Consider the following 18,463-nt stretch of genomic DNA (forward strand, 5'->3'; position numbering starts at 1 on the left):
TCATGCGCCGTGATGGTGCTCCATGGGAACGTCCAGCGTGGGGTTGCGGTCGAAGAATCCGACGGGCTTCAGCCGGAAGCCGGTGTGGTCGACCGGCATGATCGGCCAGTCCTCGGGGCGGGGCGCGTGAGTGAGCCCGAAGGTGTGCCAGACGACGAGGGAGCGGCCGTCGATGTTGCGGTCCGCGGCGGCGTAGGCGGGCAGCCCCGCCCCGCCCGGGTGCTGGTTGACGAAGTCGCCCGCCGGGTAGCGCTCGCCCGGATCGTACGCGGTGACCCACAGGTGCTTGGTGGCGAACGCGGCCCGCGCGGCGATGGAGGAGCCGGGATCGGCCAGCAGGGCCGGCTTGCCCTCGGGGTGCAGGGCGTAGCCGACGGGCCTGCCGAGCGCGTTGAGCGAGGCCGGGTTGGTGATGTGCCAGACGCGGTCGACGCTCATGTCCGCCGTGCGCTGGGCCTGGCTCTCCCGGGTCAGCGCGGTGCGCCGGTAGGTGAAGGCGTTGCCGCGCGGGTTGTCGCCGCCCATCGGCACCCGGGCGACGTCGACCTCCTCGACCCGGTTGACCGGCCCGTCGATCGCCATGTCCAGGCGGGCGCAGAACAGGTGCTGGTGGTAGGGCGCGCCGAGCCCGGGCGCCACCTCGGCCGCGTACGGCATGTGGCCCCCGGTGTGGGCGGAGGTGAAGACGACACCGGTGGCCTTGGCCTCGAACTCGATGGTGCCGTCGAGGTAGAGGTACCAGTAGAAGCCGTAGTCGTAGTTGCCGACGGTGGTGAAGAAGGACAGGACCAGGCGGCGCTGGCGGCGGGTCTCCGTGGAGTGGGCCCACAGGTCGGTGTGCTTCCAGAGGATGCCGTAGTCCTCCTCGTGCAGGCAGATCGCGTTCGTGAGGGTTCGTGGCGCGCCGTGCTCGTCGGCGATGACGGCGTCGAGGTAGGTGATGTCGCCCACGCAGTCGCAGCCGCTCCGCAGGGAGTTGGCGTACTGGCCGATGAGGTATTCGCCGACGTCGAAATAGTTCTGCCAGGAGCGGATCGGTGAGGGGTCGGCGTAGGGCACGACCATCTCGGCGATCGAGGCGCGGTGGATGATGGAGCGCTCGCGGCCGGTGTCCCGGTCGTGGAAGGCGATCTGGTGCAGCACCAGCCCCTCGCGGACGTCGAACCCGATCCGCAGCGACCAGTTCTCCCAGCGCAGCAGGCTTCCCTCCAGCGTGAACCCCGGGCCCTCCGGCTGGGTGATCCGGATCGGCCGCAGCGTGGTGCGCGCGGGCCCGGTGACGGCCACGTCGTCGTAGTTCCCCGAGCCCGCCGGGATGGGGACCGGGCCGAGGTCGATGATCTGGTCCACCGTGCGGCTGAGCACGTCCACGTAGGCGACGAGGCCGTCCACGGGATGCGCCCAGGCGTGGTCCCGCTCGTGCCGCTGCACGAAGGCGAGCCCGCGCAGGATGCGGCGGCCGGACTCCTCCGGGTACTCCCCGGCGTACACACCGGCCGACAGCGGCGCGACCCTTACCTGGGCGACGTCGAGGCCGCGGCTCTTGAGCGCGGCCAGCCACCGCTCGTCCGTGGCCAGCACTTCTTCGACGAGCCCGAACTCCCCGTCGAGCACCGGCAGCTGCCCGTCGGCCGCGGCGTCGAGTGCGCGGTCGGTCTCGATCGCCTTCCCCGTGAGCGAGACGACCACGTCCCTGGCGGGCGCTCCCGCCGTGTCGTGCAGCAGGACCCGTACCCTCCGGTCGGGCTGCGTGCCCGGCAGGTGGGTGAGCAGGACGTCCTTGGCCGGCTCTTCGAGGCCGGCGTACACGAACCGGGTGCTGTCCCCGATCAGGCCGCCGGCGGCGAGCACGTCGCGCGTGGCCGTGATCTCCTCGGGCGTCAGCGGGTCGAGCGGGTGCGGTGTGGTGATCATGGGGGTTCCCCTCTGGGGAGCGGGTCGATTCTTCACGTACGTGAACAGCCGAGTACCACTCCGTCAGCGAACACCAGGCACACCCTGATTTCCAGGGATTTCCCCGGCCTGGCAGGTACTGGTCAGCGGGCCCGCGAGTACACCGGGGTGAACCCGTCGTAGTCTTCGACGTCCGCGAGCGTGCGGACGTACCTCCCGGAGGAGTCGACGACCTGGATCGAGTGTTTCGCCGCGGAGTAGCAGTAGAGGTGGCTCTCGTCGTACCAGCCGAGCACCTCGTGGCAGTCCGACGTGAACCTGCGCACGAACCGGCCGTCCGCGGTGGTCCACAGGCAGTGTGCGTACCGCTCCGTCCCGGAACAGTTGGTGACGAACGTCTGACCGGACGGGGAGAAGACGTCCGTGGCGTCCCCCGGCAGCGTGCCGACGTCGTGGTAGTCGCGAATCCGATTGCCTTCGGCGTCGAGGAATCGCACCGCCTTCCCGTAGCCGTTGATCGCGCCCTTGTCCTGGTCCCAGGAGAACGCCGAGCCGGTGAAGACCCCATCGGGCGTGGGGACGGACCTGAACTGCCGGCTGGCGATGTCGAGCACGCCGAATCCCTTGTAGACCGCGCCGTCGTCGGCCGGCTTGAAGAAACTGACCAGTACTTTCGAGCTGTCCCGTGACCAGCCGCGCAATGTCGCGTTCTGCGGGGACTTCGTGGTCCGCACCGTGAACCGGGCGCTCGTGGCCAGCTCCGTGACGATGAGCGAGTCATAGTCGCCGTCGTCGAAGAGGGCGGAGCGCGTCACCGTGTAGCGGCCGTCGGGGGAGAGCTCGCCTTCGATCATGCCGGGATACAGCGCGAACTCCTCGCTCTTCCCGGTCCTCAGGTACGTCGCGGAGTCGTCGTCCTTGCCCGCCTGCGTGTAAGCGGTCAGCTTGATGGGGTCGCCCGGGCTCTCGTAGATGGTCGTCTGCGTGCCCACCAGCTGGGTTTTGCGCAGCTTCGCGGCCGGCGATGGCGCGGAGGGGGTGATGGAAGGCGCGCCGGTGGCGGTGCTCGTGGGGAGCAGGCCCCGCCACGGAAGTGCCAGGCCGGCCCAGAGCAGGGTCGCCAGCGCCGCCGTCACCGACGCCCCCGCCAGCACTTTCGGCCGGTGCCGCCGCCAGCCCGGGGTGTGCCAGAAACGCGGCCGGGCAACGGGATCGGCGGTGGCTTTTGCGGGCGGCGCCGCGTTCTCGGGCGGCGCCGCGTTCTCGGGCGGCGCCGCGTTCGCTAAGGGGACCGCGTACGCGGGAGGGGCCGCTTGCGCGGGAGGCGGCGTGTGTGCGGGCGGAGCCGCGTTCGCGATCGAGGGCGGCAGGCCGAAGGAGGCCGGTGCCGCTCGCCGCCGCAACAGCCGCGTCGTCACCTGCTCGACGGAGGGCCGGCGGGCGGGATCCTTCGCGAGGCAGTCGGACACCACCTCGCCCAGCGGATCGGTCAGCCCCGACAGGTCAGGCGGGTCGTGGAGCACCCGGGTCAGCACGGCCGCCGCGGTGTCGTCGCCGAACGGCGGCCGGCCCGTGGCCGCGTACACCATGGTGCTGGCCCAGGAGAAGAGGTCGGCCGCGGGCCCCACGGGGTGGCCGCGGAACTGCTCGGGCGACATGTACGCGGGCGTCCCCAGCACCGACGAGGTCTGGGTCGCGGTGGCGTCCAGGACCCGCGCGATGCCGAAGTCGATCACCCGCGGGCCGTCGGCGCCGAGGATCACGTTCGCGGGCTTGAAGTCGCGGTGCACGATGCCCGCCTCGTGGACGGCGGCCAGCGCGATGATCGTGCCGATGGCCAGCCGGTGCAGATCGGCGCCGCTCCGCGGGCCGTCCTTGGTGATCACCCGCTGGAGTGACGGGCCCTCGATGTACTCGCTGACGATGAACGGGCGATCGTCCTCGACCCCGGTGTCCAGCACCTGCGCCGTGCAGAACTCCGCCACCCGCTGGGCCACCTGCGCCTCGCGCAGGAACCGTTCGACGTCGTCCGGGGTGCCGGACAGCCCGTCCCGCAGCCACTTGACCGCCACCTCCCGGCCCGAGCCGGAGACCGCCAGATAGACGACGCCCTGCCCGCCCTCGCCCAGCCGGCCGAGGAGCCGGTAGTCGGCGATCTTGGTGGGATCTCGCGACGTCAGCGGCGAATTGGACGGCATGCGAAGAATTGTGGTGGTGACGGGAGGTCAGATCAAACCCAGCGCGAACCCCCGTGCGTCAGGGTTCCGCCTCAGGGACGTTCTCAGGGACCTCCCCGACGCCGGTTTCGCGCGGATGGCCCAGACTCTACGGACATGAGCATCAAGAGAACGGCCGTGATCGCGAGCCTGCTGGGGCTCGCGGCGGTGTCCGCGGGGTGCGGCCTGGCCGGGCCGCTCGACGAGGACAGCGCGTCGTACGACGTCACCGACAAGGTGGCGGCGCTGCAGGTCGAAACCGATTCCGGCACCGTCGAGGTGGTGGAGTCGGACCGCCAGGGCATCCACGTGACCGAGCAGCTCAGCTGGCGCAAGAACAAGCCGGAGCCCAGCCACGCGGTGCAGGGCGACACGCTCGTCCTGAAGTTCAAGTGCGCGACGACCTGGGGCCTGGGCAGCGGCGCCGCCACCTGTGATGTGAGCTACAAGGTCGAGGTGCCCAAGGGGCTGCGGGTCAAGGTCCACTCCGACTCGGGGACTCTGACGCTCAAGAACCTGTCGGGCGGGCTGGACGCCGCCAGCGACTCCGGGACGATCGAGGCCACCGGGCTGGCCGGCAAGCAGGTCGTCACGAAGACCGACTCCGGCGACGTGACCCTCGCGTTCACCGGGCAGCCGGACAAGGTCGCGACCGTCACGGACTCGGGCACGACCGTGGTGCGCGTGCCGGCGGGGCCGTACAAGATCGTCACCAGGACCGACTCCGGCAACAAGAAGATCGAGACCTCCAGCGACGCCGCGGCACAGCGGTCGATCGAGCTGGTCAGCGACTCGGGCGACCTGGAGGTCGTCGACGCCTGAGCGGTCCCGTCAGGGGACGCGGGCGAGACGCTCAGATGATCTTTCCGGGGTTGAAGATCCCGGCCGGGTCCAGCGCCGACTTGATCGCGCGGTGCATCGCCAGCACCTCCTCGCCCACCTCCGCGTGCATGCCGCGCTTCTTCAGCAGGCCCACGCCGTGCTCGCCGGTGACGGTGCCGCCGAGCGCGATCGCGTCGTCGAGGATCGACTCGAACGCGAGCTGCGCCCTGGCCCGCGCCTCGTCGTCGCCCGCGGGGACGACGATCAGCGGGTGCAGGTTCCCGTCGCCGGCGTGCGCGATGTTGGCGATGTGCACGCCGTGCGCCCGCGCGTGCTTCTCGATGCGCGCGAGCATCTCCGGCACCAGCCCGCGAGGTACGCACACGTCCTCCGTCAGCACCGGCCCGAGCCGCTCCAGCGCCGGATAGGCGAGCCTGCGGGCGGAGAACAGCGCCTCGGCCTCCTCCGCGTCGGTCGAACGGGTGCTCCAGGTGGCGCCTGCCCGGTCGAAGCACTCCTGCAGCACCGCGGCGGCCCGCTCGTCGCCGGTGTCCACCCGGCCGAGCAGCAGCACGTCGCCGAGGTCGGCCAGGCCCATGTTCTTCCATTCGTCCACCGCCCGCAGGCAGTAGCGATCGACCAGCTCCAGCGCGCTGGGCGTGATGCCGGACGCGCCCACGGCCGCGACCGCGCGGCCCGCCTCGACGAGGGAGCCGAACGCGCCCACGATCGTCGTCGGCGTGCCCTCCGGCAGCCGCAGCAGGCGCACGGTGATCTCGGTGATCACGCCCAGCGTGCCCTCCGAGCCCACGAACAGCCCGGCCAGGTCGTACCCGGCCACGCCCTTCCTGGTCCTGCGGCCCAGCCTGACCAGGTCGCCGGTGCCGGTCACCGCCTGGAGGCCGAGCACGTAGTCGCGGGTCACCCCGTATTTCACGCAGCAGACGCCGCCCGCGTTGGTGGCCACGTTCCCGCCGATCGTGGACCACGGGGAGCTGGCCGGATCGGGCGGATACCACAGCCCGTGCCCGGCCACCTCCGCGCGCAGCCGGTCGTTGATCACGCCCGGCTGCACGACGGCGAGCTGCTCGGCCGCGTCGATCTCCAGGATGCGGTCCATGCCGTCCAGGGCCAGCAGCACGCACCCGTCCACGGCGTTCGCGCCACCGGACAGGCCCGTGCCCGCGCCGCGCGGCACGATCGGCACCCGGTGCTCGGCGCAGACCGCCACCACCTTCCGCACCTGCTCGGCGTCCTCGGGCCGGACCATCGCCACGGCGGCGCCCTGGGGCGCCCACGCGGCCTGGTCGCGGGAGTGAGCGGCCAGGACATCGGGATCGCGGACGATCCTGCTCGGCGGCAGCACCGCGGACAGAGCGTCTATGACGTGCACGATATGCACGGTAACAATCCGCCCGCGGCAGGGACTCAGAGGGCGTTCGAGCGTTGCGCCGCCTGGTAGACGGCCATCGCCTCGTTGCCGAAGAACGGGCCGAACATGAAGTTGGCGGCGAAGTCGTACTTGAAGCTGTTGACGGAGTTCACCCAGCCGAGCCCGGTGGACTCGTCGAACCCGGCGAACCATGGCCCGCCGCTCGATCCGCCGGTCATGTTGCAGCGCAGCCCCAGGTCTCTCGTCATGACGTTGTCGTTGAAGGTGCGACCGCTGCAGTAGGTCAGGTCGGAGCCGTCGAACGGCGCCGCCGCCGGATAGCCGAAGGAGAACATCTGCCGCCCTCTGGGCTGGTTGAACGCCACTCCCTGCCCGCCCACGACGTCGGTCAGCGAGCGGCCGTTGAGCGGTGCGACGACGGCGGCGGCGATGTCGAAGTTGATGTCCTCGTTGGCGTTCCACTGCTGGGTGGTCAGCAGCCGGGTGGCGACCCAGGTGCCGAACGGGCGGCGGCCGTCGTCGAACCCGGGGACGAACACCCAGTTGCGGTGCGAGGCGCCGTTCAGCTTCACGCAGTGCCCGGCGGTTATCACGACGCTCTCATTGGCGCTGGTCACGGCGCTTCCCGAGCAGGAGGCGTTGCCGCCTTCCGCGGTGGTGAAGAAGACGCGCCCGGTGGTGCGTACAACGGCGCCGTCGTCCGTCCACGGGAGGCCGGGGCTGTTCGGCACCAGCGCCTGCTGCACAGTGGAGGCGGTGGTTGCCCCAGTGGTCGACGCAGCCGTGGACACGCGTGCGGTGCCGCCGACACTCCATGGGGTGCCCTGGCCGCCCGTGCGGGTCGAGGCCCCACGGGTCGCCCATGGGGTGCCCTGGGTCGGCCCGTCCGACCGGCTGCGGCGCGGCTCGGGGGCCGCCAGCGGCCGCGCCGCCAGCATGCGCTGGGGCGTCCAGTACTGCAGGGCGTCCCTGCGTTCCGGCCATGAGTCCGCGGCTGACCAACCGAAGGGCCTGGGGTCGAGGCCGGTCCCGGCACTGGCGTGTGCGACGCTCCCGGAGACCAGGCTGCCGGCCAGGGTGAGCGCGACGGTGGAGAGCAGGGCGACTCTACGGTGCATTACGTACCTCCCGATAACCGGAATCTGCCGATTGGAGGTACGCAACGGGGCATCGATCTCGCTCAACGTATGCGCATACTGATATGGCACTATCACCAGGCGTATGAGTGCTTTGTACGGTGAGTCACTTTTCGGTCCTGGGAAGCAGGTACACCAGGACGGCGGCCACGGCGGCGACGGCGAAGGTGAAGAGCGAGGACATCGCCAGCGCGTGGCCCGCGGCGGCGGCCCGGTCGCCGGCGGCGGGGTCGAAGGCGGCTGCGGGGTCGAAGGCGGCTGCGGGGTCGAAGGCGGCGAAGAACACGACGCCGATGACCGCGACCCCGAGCGCGCCCCCGACCTGCTGAGCCGTGGACAGCACGCCTGAGGCGATGCCCGCGTCGCCGGGGTCGATGCGCGCCAGGACCGCGTTGAGCGACGGCGTGATCAGCAGCCCTCCGCCGACGCTCTGCAGCATGAGGGTCGGGATGACCACCCACGGTGTGAACGGCAGCCCGCCCAGCAGCACGGCCGCGGTCGTCGCGTAACCGGCCGTCACCACGATCGCCCCGATCTCCAGGACGCGGCGGCCGTGCTTGGGCACCAGCCTGCCCGCGATCATGCTGAACACGAAGAAGGTCGCCGCGGCCGGCGTGTACACCAGGCCCGCGCCGAGGGCCAGCAGGCCCAGCCCGTCCTGAAGGGAGATCGACAGAACGAGGTAGTAGGAGGACAGCAGGGCGTAGATGGCGAGGACGAGGGGGATGCCGACGGCGAACGAGCGGGTGCGGAAGAGGGACATCCGCACCAAGGGGTCGCCGCCGCGGGCGGCGGTCCTGCGCTCGATCCGGACGAAGAGCGCCAGCCCCGCGACGCCCGCGCCCAGCCCGGCCCAGGTCCACCAGGGCCAGCCCGCCTGGCGGCCCTGGATCAGGGGGAAGGCGAGCAGGAACAGCGCGACGCTGAGCACGGCGACCCCCGGGAGATCGAGCCTGCGCACCTGCGGCGCCCTCGACTCCGGCAGGTGCCTGACCGCGAACAGGATGGTGGCCAGGCCGATCGGCACGTTGATCCAGAACACCGGCCGCCAGCCGGAGCCGAACAGGTCGGCGCCGATCAGCAGGCCGCCGATCAGCTGCCCGCCGATGGTGGCGAGCCCCATGACGGCCCCGAGCAGCCCGTACGCACGATGCCGGCGCTGTTCGGGGACCAGCACGGTGATGGCGGCGTACACCTGGGGGAGCATCAGCGCCGCGCCCAGGCCCTGGACGAGACGGGCCGCGATGAGCCCGGTCGGGGTCGCGGCGGCCGCGCACACGACGGACGCCAGCGTGAACAGCGCCATGCCGGCGACGAAGGCGCGCCTGCGGCCGTACATGTCGCCGAGCCGCCCGCCGGTGACCAGGAACACCGCATAGCCGAGCTGGTACGAGGCCAGCACCCACTGCAGCTCGCCCCCGGTCGCGCCGAGCCCGGCCTGGATCGCCGGACCGGCCACGATGACGATGTAGGAGTCGAGGATCGCCATGAAGGCACCGGTCAGCACGACCGACACGGCTGCCCAGGGCACGGACCTCACGGTTGTATCTGGCATAAACAAAACGTACGATCGTTCGTACGTTAGCGCAACTGGAAGGATGGGACGCATGAGCGAGCCAGCCGATGCCGGGATCTCCGACCAGCGACTCCTGCGCGGAGCGCGCACCAGGCAGTCGATCGCCCGCCACGCCGTGGACGTCGCGTCGCTCGAAGGGCTGACCGGGCTCAGCATCGGCCGCCTGGCCACCGACCTCGGGCTCAGCAAGAGCGGCGTCGCGACGCTCTTCGGGACGAAGGAGAAGCTGCAGCTCGCCACCGTGGCGGCGGCGCGCGAGGCGTTCCTGGACGCGGTGGTGCGGCCGGTGTCGGACGCGCCGCCCGGGGCGGCCCGGCTGCGCGCCCTGGTGGAGCGCTGGATCGCCTACATCGAGCAGCCGCTGTTCGCCGGGGGGTGCTTCTGGGCGGCGAGCCTGCCCGACTTCGACAGCCGTCCCGGGCCGGTCCGCGACGCCCTCGCCGGGCACCGCCGGAGCTGGCTCGACCGGCTCGCGGGCGAGCTGCGCGAGGCGGCCGGCGCGGGCGAGATCGCCGAGGTGGACGCCGGGCTCGCGGCGTTCCAGCTCGACGCGGTGCTCGTCGCCGCGAACACCGCGCTCCGGCTCGGCGACGCGGACGCGACGGAGCGGGTCCGCCGCGTACTCGCCGGCCTCCTCACACCACCCCGCTGAGCCGCCTCGGAGCGTGGGGGCGGCACGGCCGAGCGAGGGGCCGGCGTAGCCGCGGGGGTGGCAGCCGCCGACCTACTTGGACGATTCATCCAAGGCGTATACGCTTTGTCCAGACCATCTGGACGGAGAGACGCCCATGAGCGACGCGGAGCAGGACGCGATCATCGCCGCGCTCACCCCGGTCATCGACGGCATCGTCGCCACCCTGGGCTCGTTCTGCGAGGTGGTGGTGCACGACTTCCGCCGCCCCGAGCGGTCCGTGGTCGCCATCGCGGGCTCGGTCACCGGCCGCGGCGTCGGCGGGTCGATGAGCGAGATCGGCATGGGCATCCTCGCCCGCGGCGACCAGGCGGCCGACGAGCTCAACTACGTCACCCGCACCACGGACGGCAAGCTGGTCAAGTCGTCCACGATGGTGCTGCGCGACAGCGAGGGGACGGCGTTCGGTGCCCTGTGCGTCAACCTCGACATCACCGCCGTCACCCGGGCCCACGCGCTGATCGGCGAGCTGGCCGGGCTCGCCGCCCCCGCCGGCCCGCCGACCACCACGTTCGGCGACGACATCGACTCCGTCATCGACGCGATCGTCGACGCCCACCAGCTGGAGCAGAACAAACCCTGGGCGGAGCTCGGCCGCGACGAGCGGCTGGCGCTGTTCAGGAGCCTGAACGAGCGCGGCGTGTTCGCCGTGCGCCGGGCGGTCCCCCAGGTGGCGGCCCGGCTCGGCATCTCACGCGCGTCCGCCTACACCTACCTCTCGCAGGTACGCACCGGATCCCACACCACGCAGGAGCACCCAGCATGACGAACGCACTCCCGGTCACCCTGGACGACGTCCACGACGCCGCGGCCCGGCTCAAGGGCGTCGCCCACCGCACGCCCGTTCTCCGCTCGCGCACCCTCGACGCGCTGGTGGGCGCCGAGGTCCTCCTCAAGTGCGAGAACTTCCAGCGGGCCGGCGCGTTCAAGTTCCGCGGCGCCTACAACGCGGTCTCCCGGCTCACGCGCGAGCAGCTGGACCGGGGCGTCGCGGCCTACTCCTCGGGCAACCACGCCCAGGCCGTCGCGCTCGCCGCCCGCGAGCTGGGCAGCACCGCCGTGATCCTGATGCCCGAGGACACCCCCCGATCCAAGCGGGAGGCCACCGCCGGCTACGGCGCGGAGGTCGTGACCTACGACCGCTACACCGGCGACCGGGTCGCGATCGGCGAGGCGCTGGCCGCCGAGCGGGGGCTGGCGCTGATCCCCCCGTACGAGCACCCGCACGTGATGGCCGGGCAGGGCACCGCCGCGCTTGAGCTGATCGAGGAGGTCGGCGAGCTCGGCGCCCTGGTGGTCCCGGTCGGCGGCGGCGGCCTGATCGCGGGGAGCTCCACCGCGGCCAAGGGGCTGCTGCCGGGCATCCGCGTGATCGGCGTGGAGCCCGAGGCCGGCGACGACACCAAGCGGTCGCTGAGCGCGGGCGAGCGGGTCTCCATCCCCGTCCCGCGGACGATCGCCGACGGCCAGGCCGCGGACATCCCCGGCGAGCTGACGTTCTCCGTCAACAAGCGGCTGGTCGACGAGATCGTGCTGGTCAGCGATGACGACATCCGGGCGGCGATGCGGCTGGCCTTCGAGCGGCTGAAGATCGTCATGGAGCCCAGCGGCGCCACCTCGCTGGCCGCCCTGCTGGCCGGAGCGGTGGACGGGGTGCCGCCGCGGATCGGCGTGATCGTCTCCGGCGGCAACATCGACAGCCGCCGCTTCGCCGAGCTGTGCGCGGGACCGGCATAGGCGCATACCAGGAAATCGGGTGTGAAAGTTTCGCGGCCGCAGGCGGGCCAACCTGGGGGCGGAAGATTCCTTATTGACGTTTCATGTCATATTCATCACCCTGTCTATGCGTGGAACGCGATTTCCGGATTGGTTCCGTCGGGAAAGTCCGGAGTCGTGACGAGTGAAGCTTGAGTTGCCATGGACCGGACTGGCGTGAGAGCTCCACCGCGGCCGGGCACCACCACGACCGACGGGCTGACCAGCACGGAGCTGACCGTGCTGTTGCTGATCGGCAGCGGGCACAGCGTGTCGGAGATCGCCGGGATGCTCAGGATCGGTCCACGCTGCGTCGAGAGCCACAAACGGCACCTCTATCAGAAGCTCGGCGTGGGCTCACAGATCCATGCCGTGTCCCGCGGGATCTCGCTCGGCCTGTTCGACCTGCCGGGAAGCACGGCCGGGAGCACGGCCGGAAGCGCGGCCGGGAGCACGGAGAGCCGCTCCCGGCCGCCTCATGAACGTGGTCGCGCCGAGCTGGTGGTCGTGCACGCCCGGCCGGGCGGCGACTGCCTCCCGCTGGCGGTCGCGCTGCTGGAGCGTGGCACGGCGTTCGTTCTCATCCGCGCCGGCGAGGTGAGCAGTGACGTGGAGCTCCGCCGGCACCCCGGCGAGCTGACCGTGCTGCTGCTGGACCCGTTGCCGCAGGACTGGCGGGTGCCGGCCCGGCTGTCCGCCCCGTCGGTCATCGTCAGGTCCGCGGCGCCGGACCTGACCGCGGTCACGGACGCGCTGCGCCGCGGCGCGCGGGCGCTGATCTGCGCGGCCGACGTGCGCGGGGAGCTGGACATGGTGCTGCGGCTCGTGGCCAGGGGCTACTGCTTCGTCATGACCTCCTCCTATCTCGGCGGCCGCCTCCCGGCGCAGGCCGAACCGCTGCCGCGCCTGCCGAAGCTCACCTCGCGAGAGCGGGACATCCTCGGCTCCATCGCCTGCGGGCACACCATCAGGCAGACCGCCCGCCTGCTCGGCATCACCACCAAGACGGTCGAGAACACCCAGGCCCGGCTGTTCAGGAAGCTGGGGTCGAGGAACAGGCCGGAGACGCTCGTCATCGCGTACCAGCTGGGGGTGCGGCTGGGCGTGCAGGAGGACCGGATGGAGGCGGGCGGCGGCCCGCCTCCACGAGAGGGTCGCTAGCCGCGGGCGCAGCGCGCGTTGTTCAGCGTGAAGTCAGGCGGCTCCGCGTTGGCCGCGTCGTCCCACCTGGCGTTGAACCCGATCCCCGACAACGTGCCGCCGGCCGGGATGGTGGCGTTGTAGCTCTGGTTGACCACCGTCGCGTTCACCCCCGACTGGGAGGCGACGCCGTTCCACAGGTCGGTGAACGTCTGCCCGTTCGCGAACCGCCAGCGCAGGGTCCAGCCCTGTATGGGGGCCGTGCCCTGGTTGGTGATGCTCACGGCCGCCTGGAAGCCGCCCGGCCAGCTCGTGCCGACCGCGTAGGCGATCCGGCAGGTCGTGGCCGGCAGCTCGTCGTCGGAGACGAGGAAGACGTTGTCGTTCAGCTCGGCGGCCGGGATGTCGGTGTTGGCGGCGATGAGCTGGCCCAGCGTCCGCCGGAAGTCGATCCCGTACTGCTGCCTGATCGTGCTCAGCCCCATGTTGTTGCCGAAGTAGAAGCGGTCGGCGTCACGCAGCGCCTGGAACTGCCGCGTCCAGATGGCCAGCTGGAGCTCGCCGAACTCGGTGCCGGGCACGTGCGGCTCGGCGACCATGCCGACGAACGCGTCCACGTTGTTCACGTTCCCGTAGATCGCGCGCAGCCGCGCCGCCGTCGTGGTGCGGCGGACCGACCGCGTGGCTGAGGCGTCGTCGTCGGCCGGGAGCGCCGTCCCGTCGATGTCGAAGAGCTGGAGATGGGTGAGGCTGTCCGGGTCGTTGATCTCGTTGCCGGGGGTCAGCGCCGGGTCGGCGGGGAAGGCGTCGGTGGCCTCGCCGGTGATCGCGGTGAAGCTGGTACGCGGCGCCAGCCCGTACGCCTGCCGCAGCTCGTTGTACGCCGGCATCCCGTGGTCGCGGGCCCGCTCGGTGTCGATCGCGCCGAGGTCCACGACGCCGCGGAAGCACTGGGGCAGCGTGGGACCGTCCAGGCAGCCGGGGTTGCCGGCGACCGGGATCTGGAACAGCACGCTGCGGAGCTGGTTGTCGATCTGGTCGTCGTTCTTGTACTCCGACTCCAGGCCGATGGCCTGCAGCAGCGGGCCGAGCTGGAGCGCGGGCACCAGGTCCGGGTTGAAGAAGGCGACGTTGAGCGGGATCGCGAGCGCCACTTCGTCGTCCACGGTCTCGACCTCGATGCCCTGGTTCGCGAAGGCCTGCAACTGGGCGGCCGAGTAGCGGGCGGCTTCGGTCTCCACCTCGGCCTCGCCGTGAATCTGGCTGTGCGCGCGGTAGCCGACGGTGGCGAACTCGTTGCTGAGGTTGGTGTTCACGCCCGGCTTGTAGCCGGTGTACGGGGGCAGGGTGACGCCCACCGAGGGCAGGAACTCGTTGTAGGTGATGTACTGCTGCTCCGCGATGACCACGCGGCGGGCGATCTGGAACTTGTCCTCCTCCGGCAGGGAGGCGGGCAGCAGCGACACGATCCTGTTGTGCTCGCGGGCGAACAGCGTCTGGGTGGCGGTCAGCGCGATGTTCTCGTTGGCCCGCACGTCACCGGCCACCATCGCGTTGCCGGGCGTGGGCCGCAGCCTGCCGTCCGCGTCCATGGCGGGCGCGGTGGCCGCGTTCCCCCGGCTGGTGCGCCGGGGCAGGTACCCGCCGGGCATCAGCAGGCGAGCGCCGTTGTTGGCGAGGGTGCCGTCCACGGGGCCCTCGCGCAGCCATTCGAGCCGCTCGTTGGTGCCGCCGTAGACGGCCCACGCGTCGAGGTACGAGCTCACCGTGTTGGTCTGCTGGCGTGGGTTGCCGGTGCCGGTGCCCGTGCCCGCGGTGGCCGCCGAGCGGGTGAAGGCGATGCTGCCCAGGTCGTTGACGAAGCTTTCCACCGGGTCGTTCGCGTTGAACGGGATGTTCGCCGCGGTCGCGGTCGGGCCGGCCCCGTCGCGCAGGCCGACCGTGTGGTCGATGAACTGGCCCCAGGTGAAGGCCCACTGGGTGATCCGCCGCTCGGAGAAGAGGTTCTGGTTGACGTCGTTGAAGACGCGGTTGCTGATGAACCGCGAGTTCGGTCCCGTTCTCGGGGCGCCCACCCCGTCGGCGTAACGGGCCGGGGCCACCCGCGAATAGGCGGTGCCCACCTTCCCCCACGTCGGGTTCGCGACGTTGTTGCCGGTGCCGTCGAGCGTCTCGACCTCGAAGGGGACGGACGCGTTCGCCTCGGGTGCGGTGGCCACGCCGCTCAGGACGAGCAGCGTGGCGCAGGCGGCGGACAAGGATCCCCGGCGCAGCCCCCGCCGTTGGCGGGCGCCGGAATGGTGGTGTCGCATCTGGTCTCTCCACCCGGTCTTTTTCGCGAGTCTTTCTCCGCGACGTGAACCGTCTTTCTCATTCGCACGTTGAGAGGAGGACGGGCATATCGCGAGGCGTCAGCACGCGGGGGCTCGGGAGCGCAGCAGGGCCCTGGGTGTGACAATCTTGGAACAGCGGACTCCTGGCCGGAAACCCTGATCTCCGCCACAAACCTCCAGGTCGGGCAGGGCTCAGGCATCTCGCGGCAATGCTGTGCTCCCGATCAACGACCGTCAATGGACATGATCGGGCGAGTCACCCTTGGGGGTGATTAACCCCTGGGGGGAATTTACGCGGACCGGCGAACGCGAAGGCGGCGGCCGAGTTCGGCGGACCGGGGATTCGCCGGGGCCGGAACAACGCGGCAGCGATTCGGGATGAAACTTTCATTCGAGCGGGTGCGCCGGGACGGCATATGGTGCAGCGCATGGCTGATCAGATTTTCGCGCATCCCCGGCTCGCCGCGATCTACGACGTACTCGACCCGGACCGCGGTGACCTGGAGGCGTACGCCGCCATCGCCGTCGAGCTCGGCGCCCGCACCGTGCTGGACGTCGGCTGCGGCACGGGGACGTTCGCGCTGCTGCTGTCCGGTCGCGGCATCGACGTGACGGGCGTGGACCCGGCCGGCGCCTCCCTCGACGTGGCGCGCGCCAAGCCGGGCGCGGAGCGGGTGCGCTGGATCCACGGCGACGCGACGGGCCTGCCGCCGATGCGGGCCGATCTCGCGACCATGACCGCGAACGTCGCCCAGGCGATCGCCGAGCCGGACGACTGGGCGGGCACGTTGCGCGGGATCCATGACGCGCTGCGACCGGGCGGGCATGTCGTGTTCGAGACCCGCGATCCGGTGAAGCAGGCCTGGCTGGGCTGGAACCGCGAGGCGACACATCGGGTCGTGGAGATCGACGGCGTCGGCGCGGTCGAGACCTGGACCGACCTGATCGACGTCAGCGGGCCGCTGGTGACGTTCCGCGGCACGTGGGTGTTCGCGGCGGACGGGCAGGTGCTGACGTCGGACTCGACGCTGCGCTTCCGCGAGCGCGACGAGGTCGAGGCGGTGCTGGCCGGGAGCGGTTACGCGGTGAAGGAGGTCCGCGAGGCACCCGACCGGCCGGGGCTGGAGTTCGTCTTCCTCGCCCAGCGTCTGGAGGACTGAGCTGGCCAGATCGGGAAGTACGTACTATTCTCCTTCAATATTATGAAGGATGTACAGAAATTTGAGACCGATCTGGACGGCACCCTCTACGATCCACGGGCCAGGGCCGCGATGGCCCGGTTCGCCGGTGAGGACGGCGACCTGCCCGCCTTCGAGGCGAGCGCCGCCGTCCGCACCGCCTATCAGTCCATCGAACGCATGCGTGCCCATGGCTCCGAGGGCAGAGGGGTCAGCGCGGGCGCGCTCGATCTGCTGATCCGGCTGAGCGGGAGCGCGGAGGGGATCAGCATCGGCGAGCTCGCCAGGGCCGCCGGTGTCAGCTCCCGCAACGTCACCGGCCTGGTGGACACGCTGGAGAGCGCCGGGCTGGCGCGCCGGGTGCCGGATCCGGGCGATCGGCGTTCCGTGCTGGCCGAGATCACCCCTGCCGGGCGGGCCTGGATCGAGGCGTTCCGCAGGCCGTCGCAGCTCGCCATGCGGGCGATCTTCCAGGGGTTCAGCCCCGCGGAGCTGGTCGCGTTCCGTGACCTGTGCCTGCGGCTGGCCGGCAATCAGCGGCGTCTCGCCGAACACCTCGATCAGAACGGACCGCGCCGATGACCGCGACAGCGCAAGAGCAGACCCGCCGCACCGTGCGCGGCTATCACGAGGCCCGCTTCCGCGGCGAGGTCCCCGCGGCGGCGGAGCACCTGGGAGAGCCGTTCCGGTTCCAGAGCCCGTTCATCGACTCGGACGACAGGACCGGCCATCTGGCGACGTTGCCGGGGTTCGTGTCGATCGTGACCGGCGTCGAGCTGATCAGCGAGCTGTACGGCGAGGCGGAGGCGACCCTCGTCTACGACGTGCACACCGCGACACCCGTCGGCGTCCAGCGCACGGCCGAGCACTTCCGGCTGGCGGACGGCAAGATCGTGTCGATCCTGCTGGTGTTCGACGCCGCGCCCTGGCAGTCGATGAAGGCGCACATCGAGCCCTGAGCGGACGGCTACCCGTGCAGCAGCGCAGCCGGGACGGCGTCGGCCAGCGCCTGGTAGCCGGCCGGGTTGAAGTGCAGGTGGTCGCCCTCGTCGTACGCGCTCAGCAGCCGCCGCGGCTCGGCCGGGTCGCGTACGGCCCGATCGAAGTCGATCACCGCGTCGAACCGGCCGCTGCCGCGGATCCACTCGTTGACCGCCTGGCGGGCCGCCTCCCGGTGTCCCCGGGGATCGTCGTAGGGGTCGTTGCCGCCGAAGGGGGTGATCGTGGCGCCGTACACGAGGAGGTCTCTGGCGTGGGCCCGGACGACGATCTGCTCGTAGGCGGCGGTCAGGTCGTCGGCGACCTGCTTCTGCGCGGTCTGGGTGGCCTCCGCCGTGCCGAGGTCGTTCACGCCCTCGAAGACGATCAGCCACCGGACGCCGCTCAGCGCGAGCACGTCGCGGTCCAGCCGGGCCAGGGCGCTGGGGCCGAGACCGTCGTCGAGCACCCGGTTGCCGCCCGCGCCCTGGTTGGCGACGGCGACCCCGGCGGTGCGCGGGTCGCCGCGCAGCCGGTCGAAGAGCCGGTCGGGCCAGCGGTCGTTCCCGTTGGTGGTGGAGCCCCTGCCGTCGGTCAGCGAGTCGCCCAGCAGGGCGAGCACGGCCGTGGCGCGCTCCGGCCGGACCTCGATGCCGCTGAGCAGGTACCAGTGGTCGACCGGGGTCGCGCCGGCCAGGTCGGGTGCCTCGGTCTGGTTGCCGGGCGCCAGGTAGGAAGTGGTCCTGGAGCCGGGGTGCGAGGTGAGCGCGCCGGAGCGCTGGCCGTCCGCGAGGTGGACGGTGACGGTCAGGATCGAGCCGGAGGCCACGGGCAGGTCCAGCGGGTCGGAGACGTAGTGCGCCCCGACCGGCACGGTCGCGGACGGGCGGCCGGAGAACGTCACCGGCCGCGCGCTGCCGGGCTGGATCGCGCTCACCCCGGCCCGTCCGCCCGCGGGCAGCGCCACGGAGACCTGGGTGATGGGCAGCGGCGCGCCGCCGAACGCGTTGGAGAAGCGCAGCCGCACCTGCGGCCCGCCGGCCGACACGCGGACGGTCTGCCGCAGCGTGCTGCCGGCCAGCATCAGGCCGGCCTCCGAGTATGGTGCGGGCGGCAGATTGCCCGGCTCGGTGAGCTGCGGCATCGCCGTCCAGGAGCTCACCCAGCCCGCCTGCGCGAGAGCGATGTCCAGCGTGCCACGTCCTTCTCTGCCAGGCCGAAACTTTCGGCGAGAGAGTAAAAGGTATCACCGGAGGGCGCTCGTCGAAGGGCGAAGGGTGGCGGCGAATTGTCAGTGCATCCTGGTAAATAACAGGTACGCGATCAGGTCGGATTCGTCTATGTTCGTCCTG

At 71.3% G+C, this 18,463-nt stretch carries 15 protein-coding genes; 8 read left to right on the top strand and 7 right to left on the bottom strand.

Annotation, left to right across the window (positions count from 1 at the left end; translation table 11 throughout):
- Positions 1-1,914, bottom strand: a complete 1,914-nt coding sequence (locus tag ABEA43_RS13495) for a primary-amine oxidase (RefSeq protein WP_345561640.1) — start codon at positions 1,912-1,914, stop codon at positions 1-3.
- Positions 1,915-2,036: 122 nt separating this feature from the next.
- Positions 2,037-4,091, bottom strand: coding sequence for a serine/threonine protein kinase (locus ABEA43_RS13500; protein ID WP_345561641.1), 2,055 nt, complete (start codon positions 4,089-4,091; stop codon positions 2,037-2,039).
- A 135-nt stretch (positions 4,092-4,226) separates the two neighbouring features.
- Here ABEA43_RS13500 and ABEA43_RS13505 point away from each other — a divergent pair, with 135 nt between their 5' ends.
- Positions 4,227-4,931 (top strand): DUF4097 family beta strand repeat-containing protein, encoded by a 705-nt coding sequence (locus ABEA43_RS13505; protein WP_345561642.1) that lies wholly within the window; start codon positions 4,227-4,229, stop codon positions 4,929-4,931.
- A 31-nt stretch (positions 4,932-4,962) separates the two neighbouring features.
- On the opposite strand, the gene ABEA43_RS13510 is transcribed toward ABEA43_RS13505, so the two are convergent.
- The 3 genes from ABEA43_RS13510 to ABEA43_RS13520 form a co-directional block, all read right to left on the bottom strand.
- Positions 4,963-6,327, bottom strand: a complete 1,365-nt coding sequence (locus ABEA43_RS13510; RefSeq protein WP_345561743.1) for an FAD-binding oxidoreductase — start codon at positions 6,325-6,327, stop codon at positions 4,963-4,965.
- Between the two features lie 32 nt (positions 6,328-6,359).
- Complete coding sequence (locus ABEA43_RS13515; RefSeq protein ID WP_345561644.1) at positions 6,360-7,442, bottom strand: trypsin-like serine peptidase; 1,083 nt, start codon at positions 7,440-7,442, stop codon at positions 6,360-6,362.
- Between the two features lie 124 nt (positions 7,443-7,566).
- Complete coding sequence (locus tag ABEA43_RS13520) at positions 7,567-8,991, bottom strand: MFS transporter (RefSeq protein WP_345561645.1); 1,425 nt, start codon at positions 8,989-8,991, stop codon at positions 7,567-7,569.
- Between the two features lie 76 nt (positions 8,992-9,067).
- On the opposite strand from ABEA43_RS13520, the gene ABEA43_RS13525 reads away from it, so the two are divergent.
- The 4 genes from ABEA43_RS13525 to ABEA43_RS13540 all read left to right on the top strand — a co-directional run bounded on the left by ABEA43_RS13525 (position 9,068) and on the right by ABEA43_RS13540 (position 12,643).
- Entirely contained in the window at positions 9,068-9,688 is a 621-nt protein-coding gene (locus ABEA43_RS13525; protein WP_345561646.1) for a TetR/AcrR family transcriptional regulator, read from the top strand.
- A 136-nt stretch (positions 9,689-9,824) separates the two neighbouring features.
- A complete protein-coding gene (locus ABEA43_RS13530) occupies positions 9,825-10,493 on the top strand; it encodes a helix-turn-helix transcriptional regulator (protein WP_345561648.1) in 669 nt (222 codons plus the stop codon).
- Positions 10,490-11,464 (top strand): pyridoxal-phosphate dependent enzyme, encoded by a 975-nt coding sequence (locus ABEA43_RS13535; RefSeq protein ID WP_345561650.1) that lies wholly within the window; start codon positions 10,490-10,492, stop codon positions 11,462-11,464. Before ABEA43_RS13530 ends, ABEA43_RS13535 begins: the two co-directional genes overlap by 4 nt.
- A gap of 195 nt (positions 11,465-11,659) precedes the next feature.
- Complete coding sequence (locus tag ABEA43_RS13540; RefSeq protein ID WP_345561652.1) at positions 11,660-12,643, top strand: LuxR C-terminal-related transcriptional regulator; 984 nt, start codon at positions 11,660-11,662, stop codon at positions 12,641-12,643.
- On the opposite strand, the gene ABEA43_RS13545 is transcribed toward ABEA43_RS13540, so the two are convergent.
- Positions 12,640-14,934: a peroxidase family protein gene (locus ABEA43_RS13545; protein ID WP_345561654.1), complete on the bottom strand. Its 2,295-nt coding sequence runs from the start codon at positions 14,932-14,934 to the stop codon at positions 12,640-12,642. The genes ABEA43_RS13540 and ABEA43_RS13545 overlap by 4 nt on opposite strands.
- Positions 14,935-15,383: 449 nt before the next feature.
- Between ABEA43_RS13545 and ABEA43_RS13550 the strand changes: the two genes are divergently transcribed.
- The 3 genes from ABEA43_RS13550 to ABEA43_RS13560 are packed head-to-tail and all read left to right on the top strand — an operon-like array spanning position 15,384 to position 17,092.
- Positions 15,384-16,115 carry a class I SAM-dependent methyltransferase gene (locus ABEA43_RS13550; RefSeq protein ID WP_345561656.1) on the top strand — a complete coding sequence of 244 codons (732 nt, stop codon included), beginning with the start codon at positions 15,384-15,386 and terminating at the stop codon, positions 16,113-16,115.
- A 42-nt stretch (positions 16,116-16,157) separates the two neighbouring features.
- Positions 16,158-16,715, top strand: coding sequence for a MarR family winged helix-turn-helix transcriptional regulator (locus tag ABEA43_RS13555; RefSeq protein ID WP_345561658.1), 558 nt, complete (start codon positions 16,158-16,160; stop codon positions 16,713-16,715).
- Positions 16,712-17,092, top strand: a complete 381-nt coding sequence (locus ABEA43_RS13560; protein ID WP_345561660.1) for a hypothetical protein — start codon at positions 16,712-16,714, stop codon at positions 17,090-17,092. The genes ABEA43_RS13555 and ABEA43_RS13560 overlap by 4 nt, the downstream gene beginning before the upstream one ends.
- Positions 17,093-17,100: 8 nt before the next feature.
- On the opposite strand, the gene ABEA43_RS13565 is transcribed toward ABEA43_RS13560, so the two are convergent.
- Positions 17,101-18,273: an SGNH/GDSL hydrolase family protein gene (locus tag ABEA43_RS13565; protein ID WP_345561663.1), complete on the bottom strand. Its 1,173-nt coding sequence runs from the start codon at positions 18,271-18,273 to the stop codon at positions 17,101-17,103.
- Positions 18,274-18,463: the final 190 nt, after the last annotated feature.

The organism is Nonomuraea rosea (assembly GCF_039539705.1).
Lineage (GTDB): Bacteria > Actinomycetota > Actinomycetes > Streptosporangiales > Streptosporangiaceae > Nonomuraea > Nonomuraea rosea.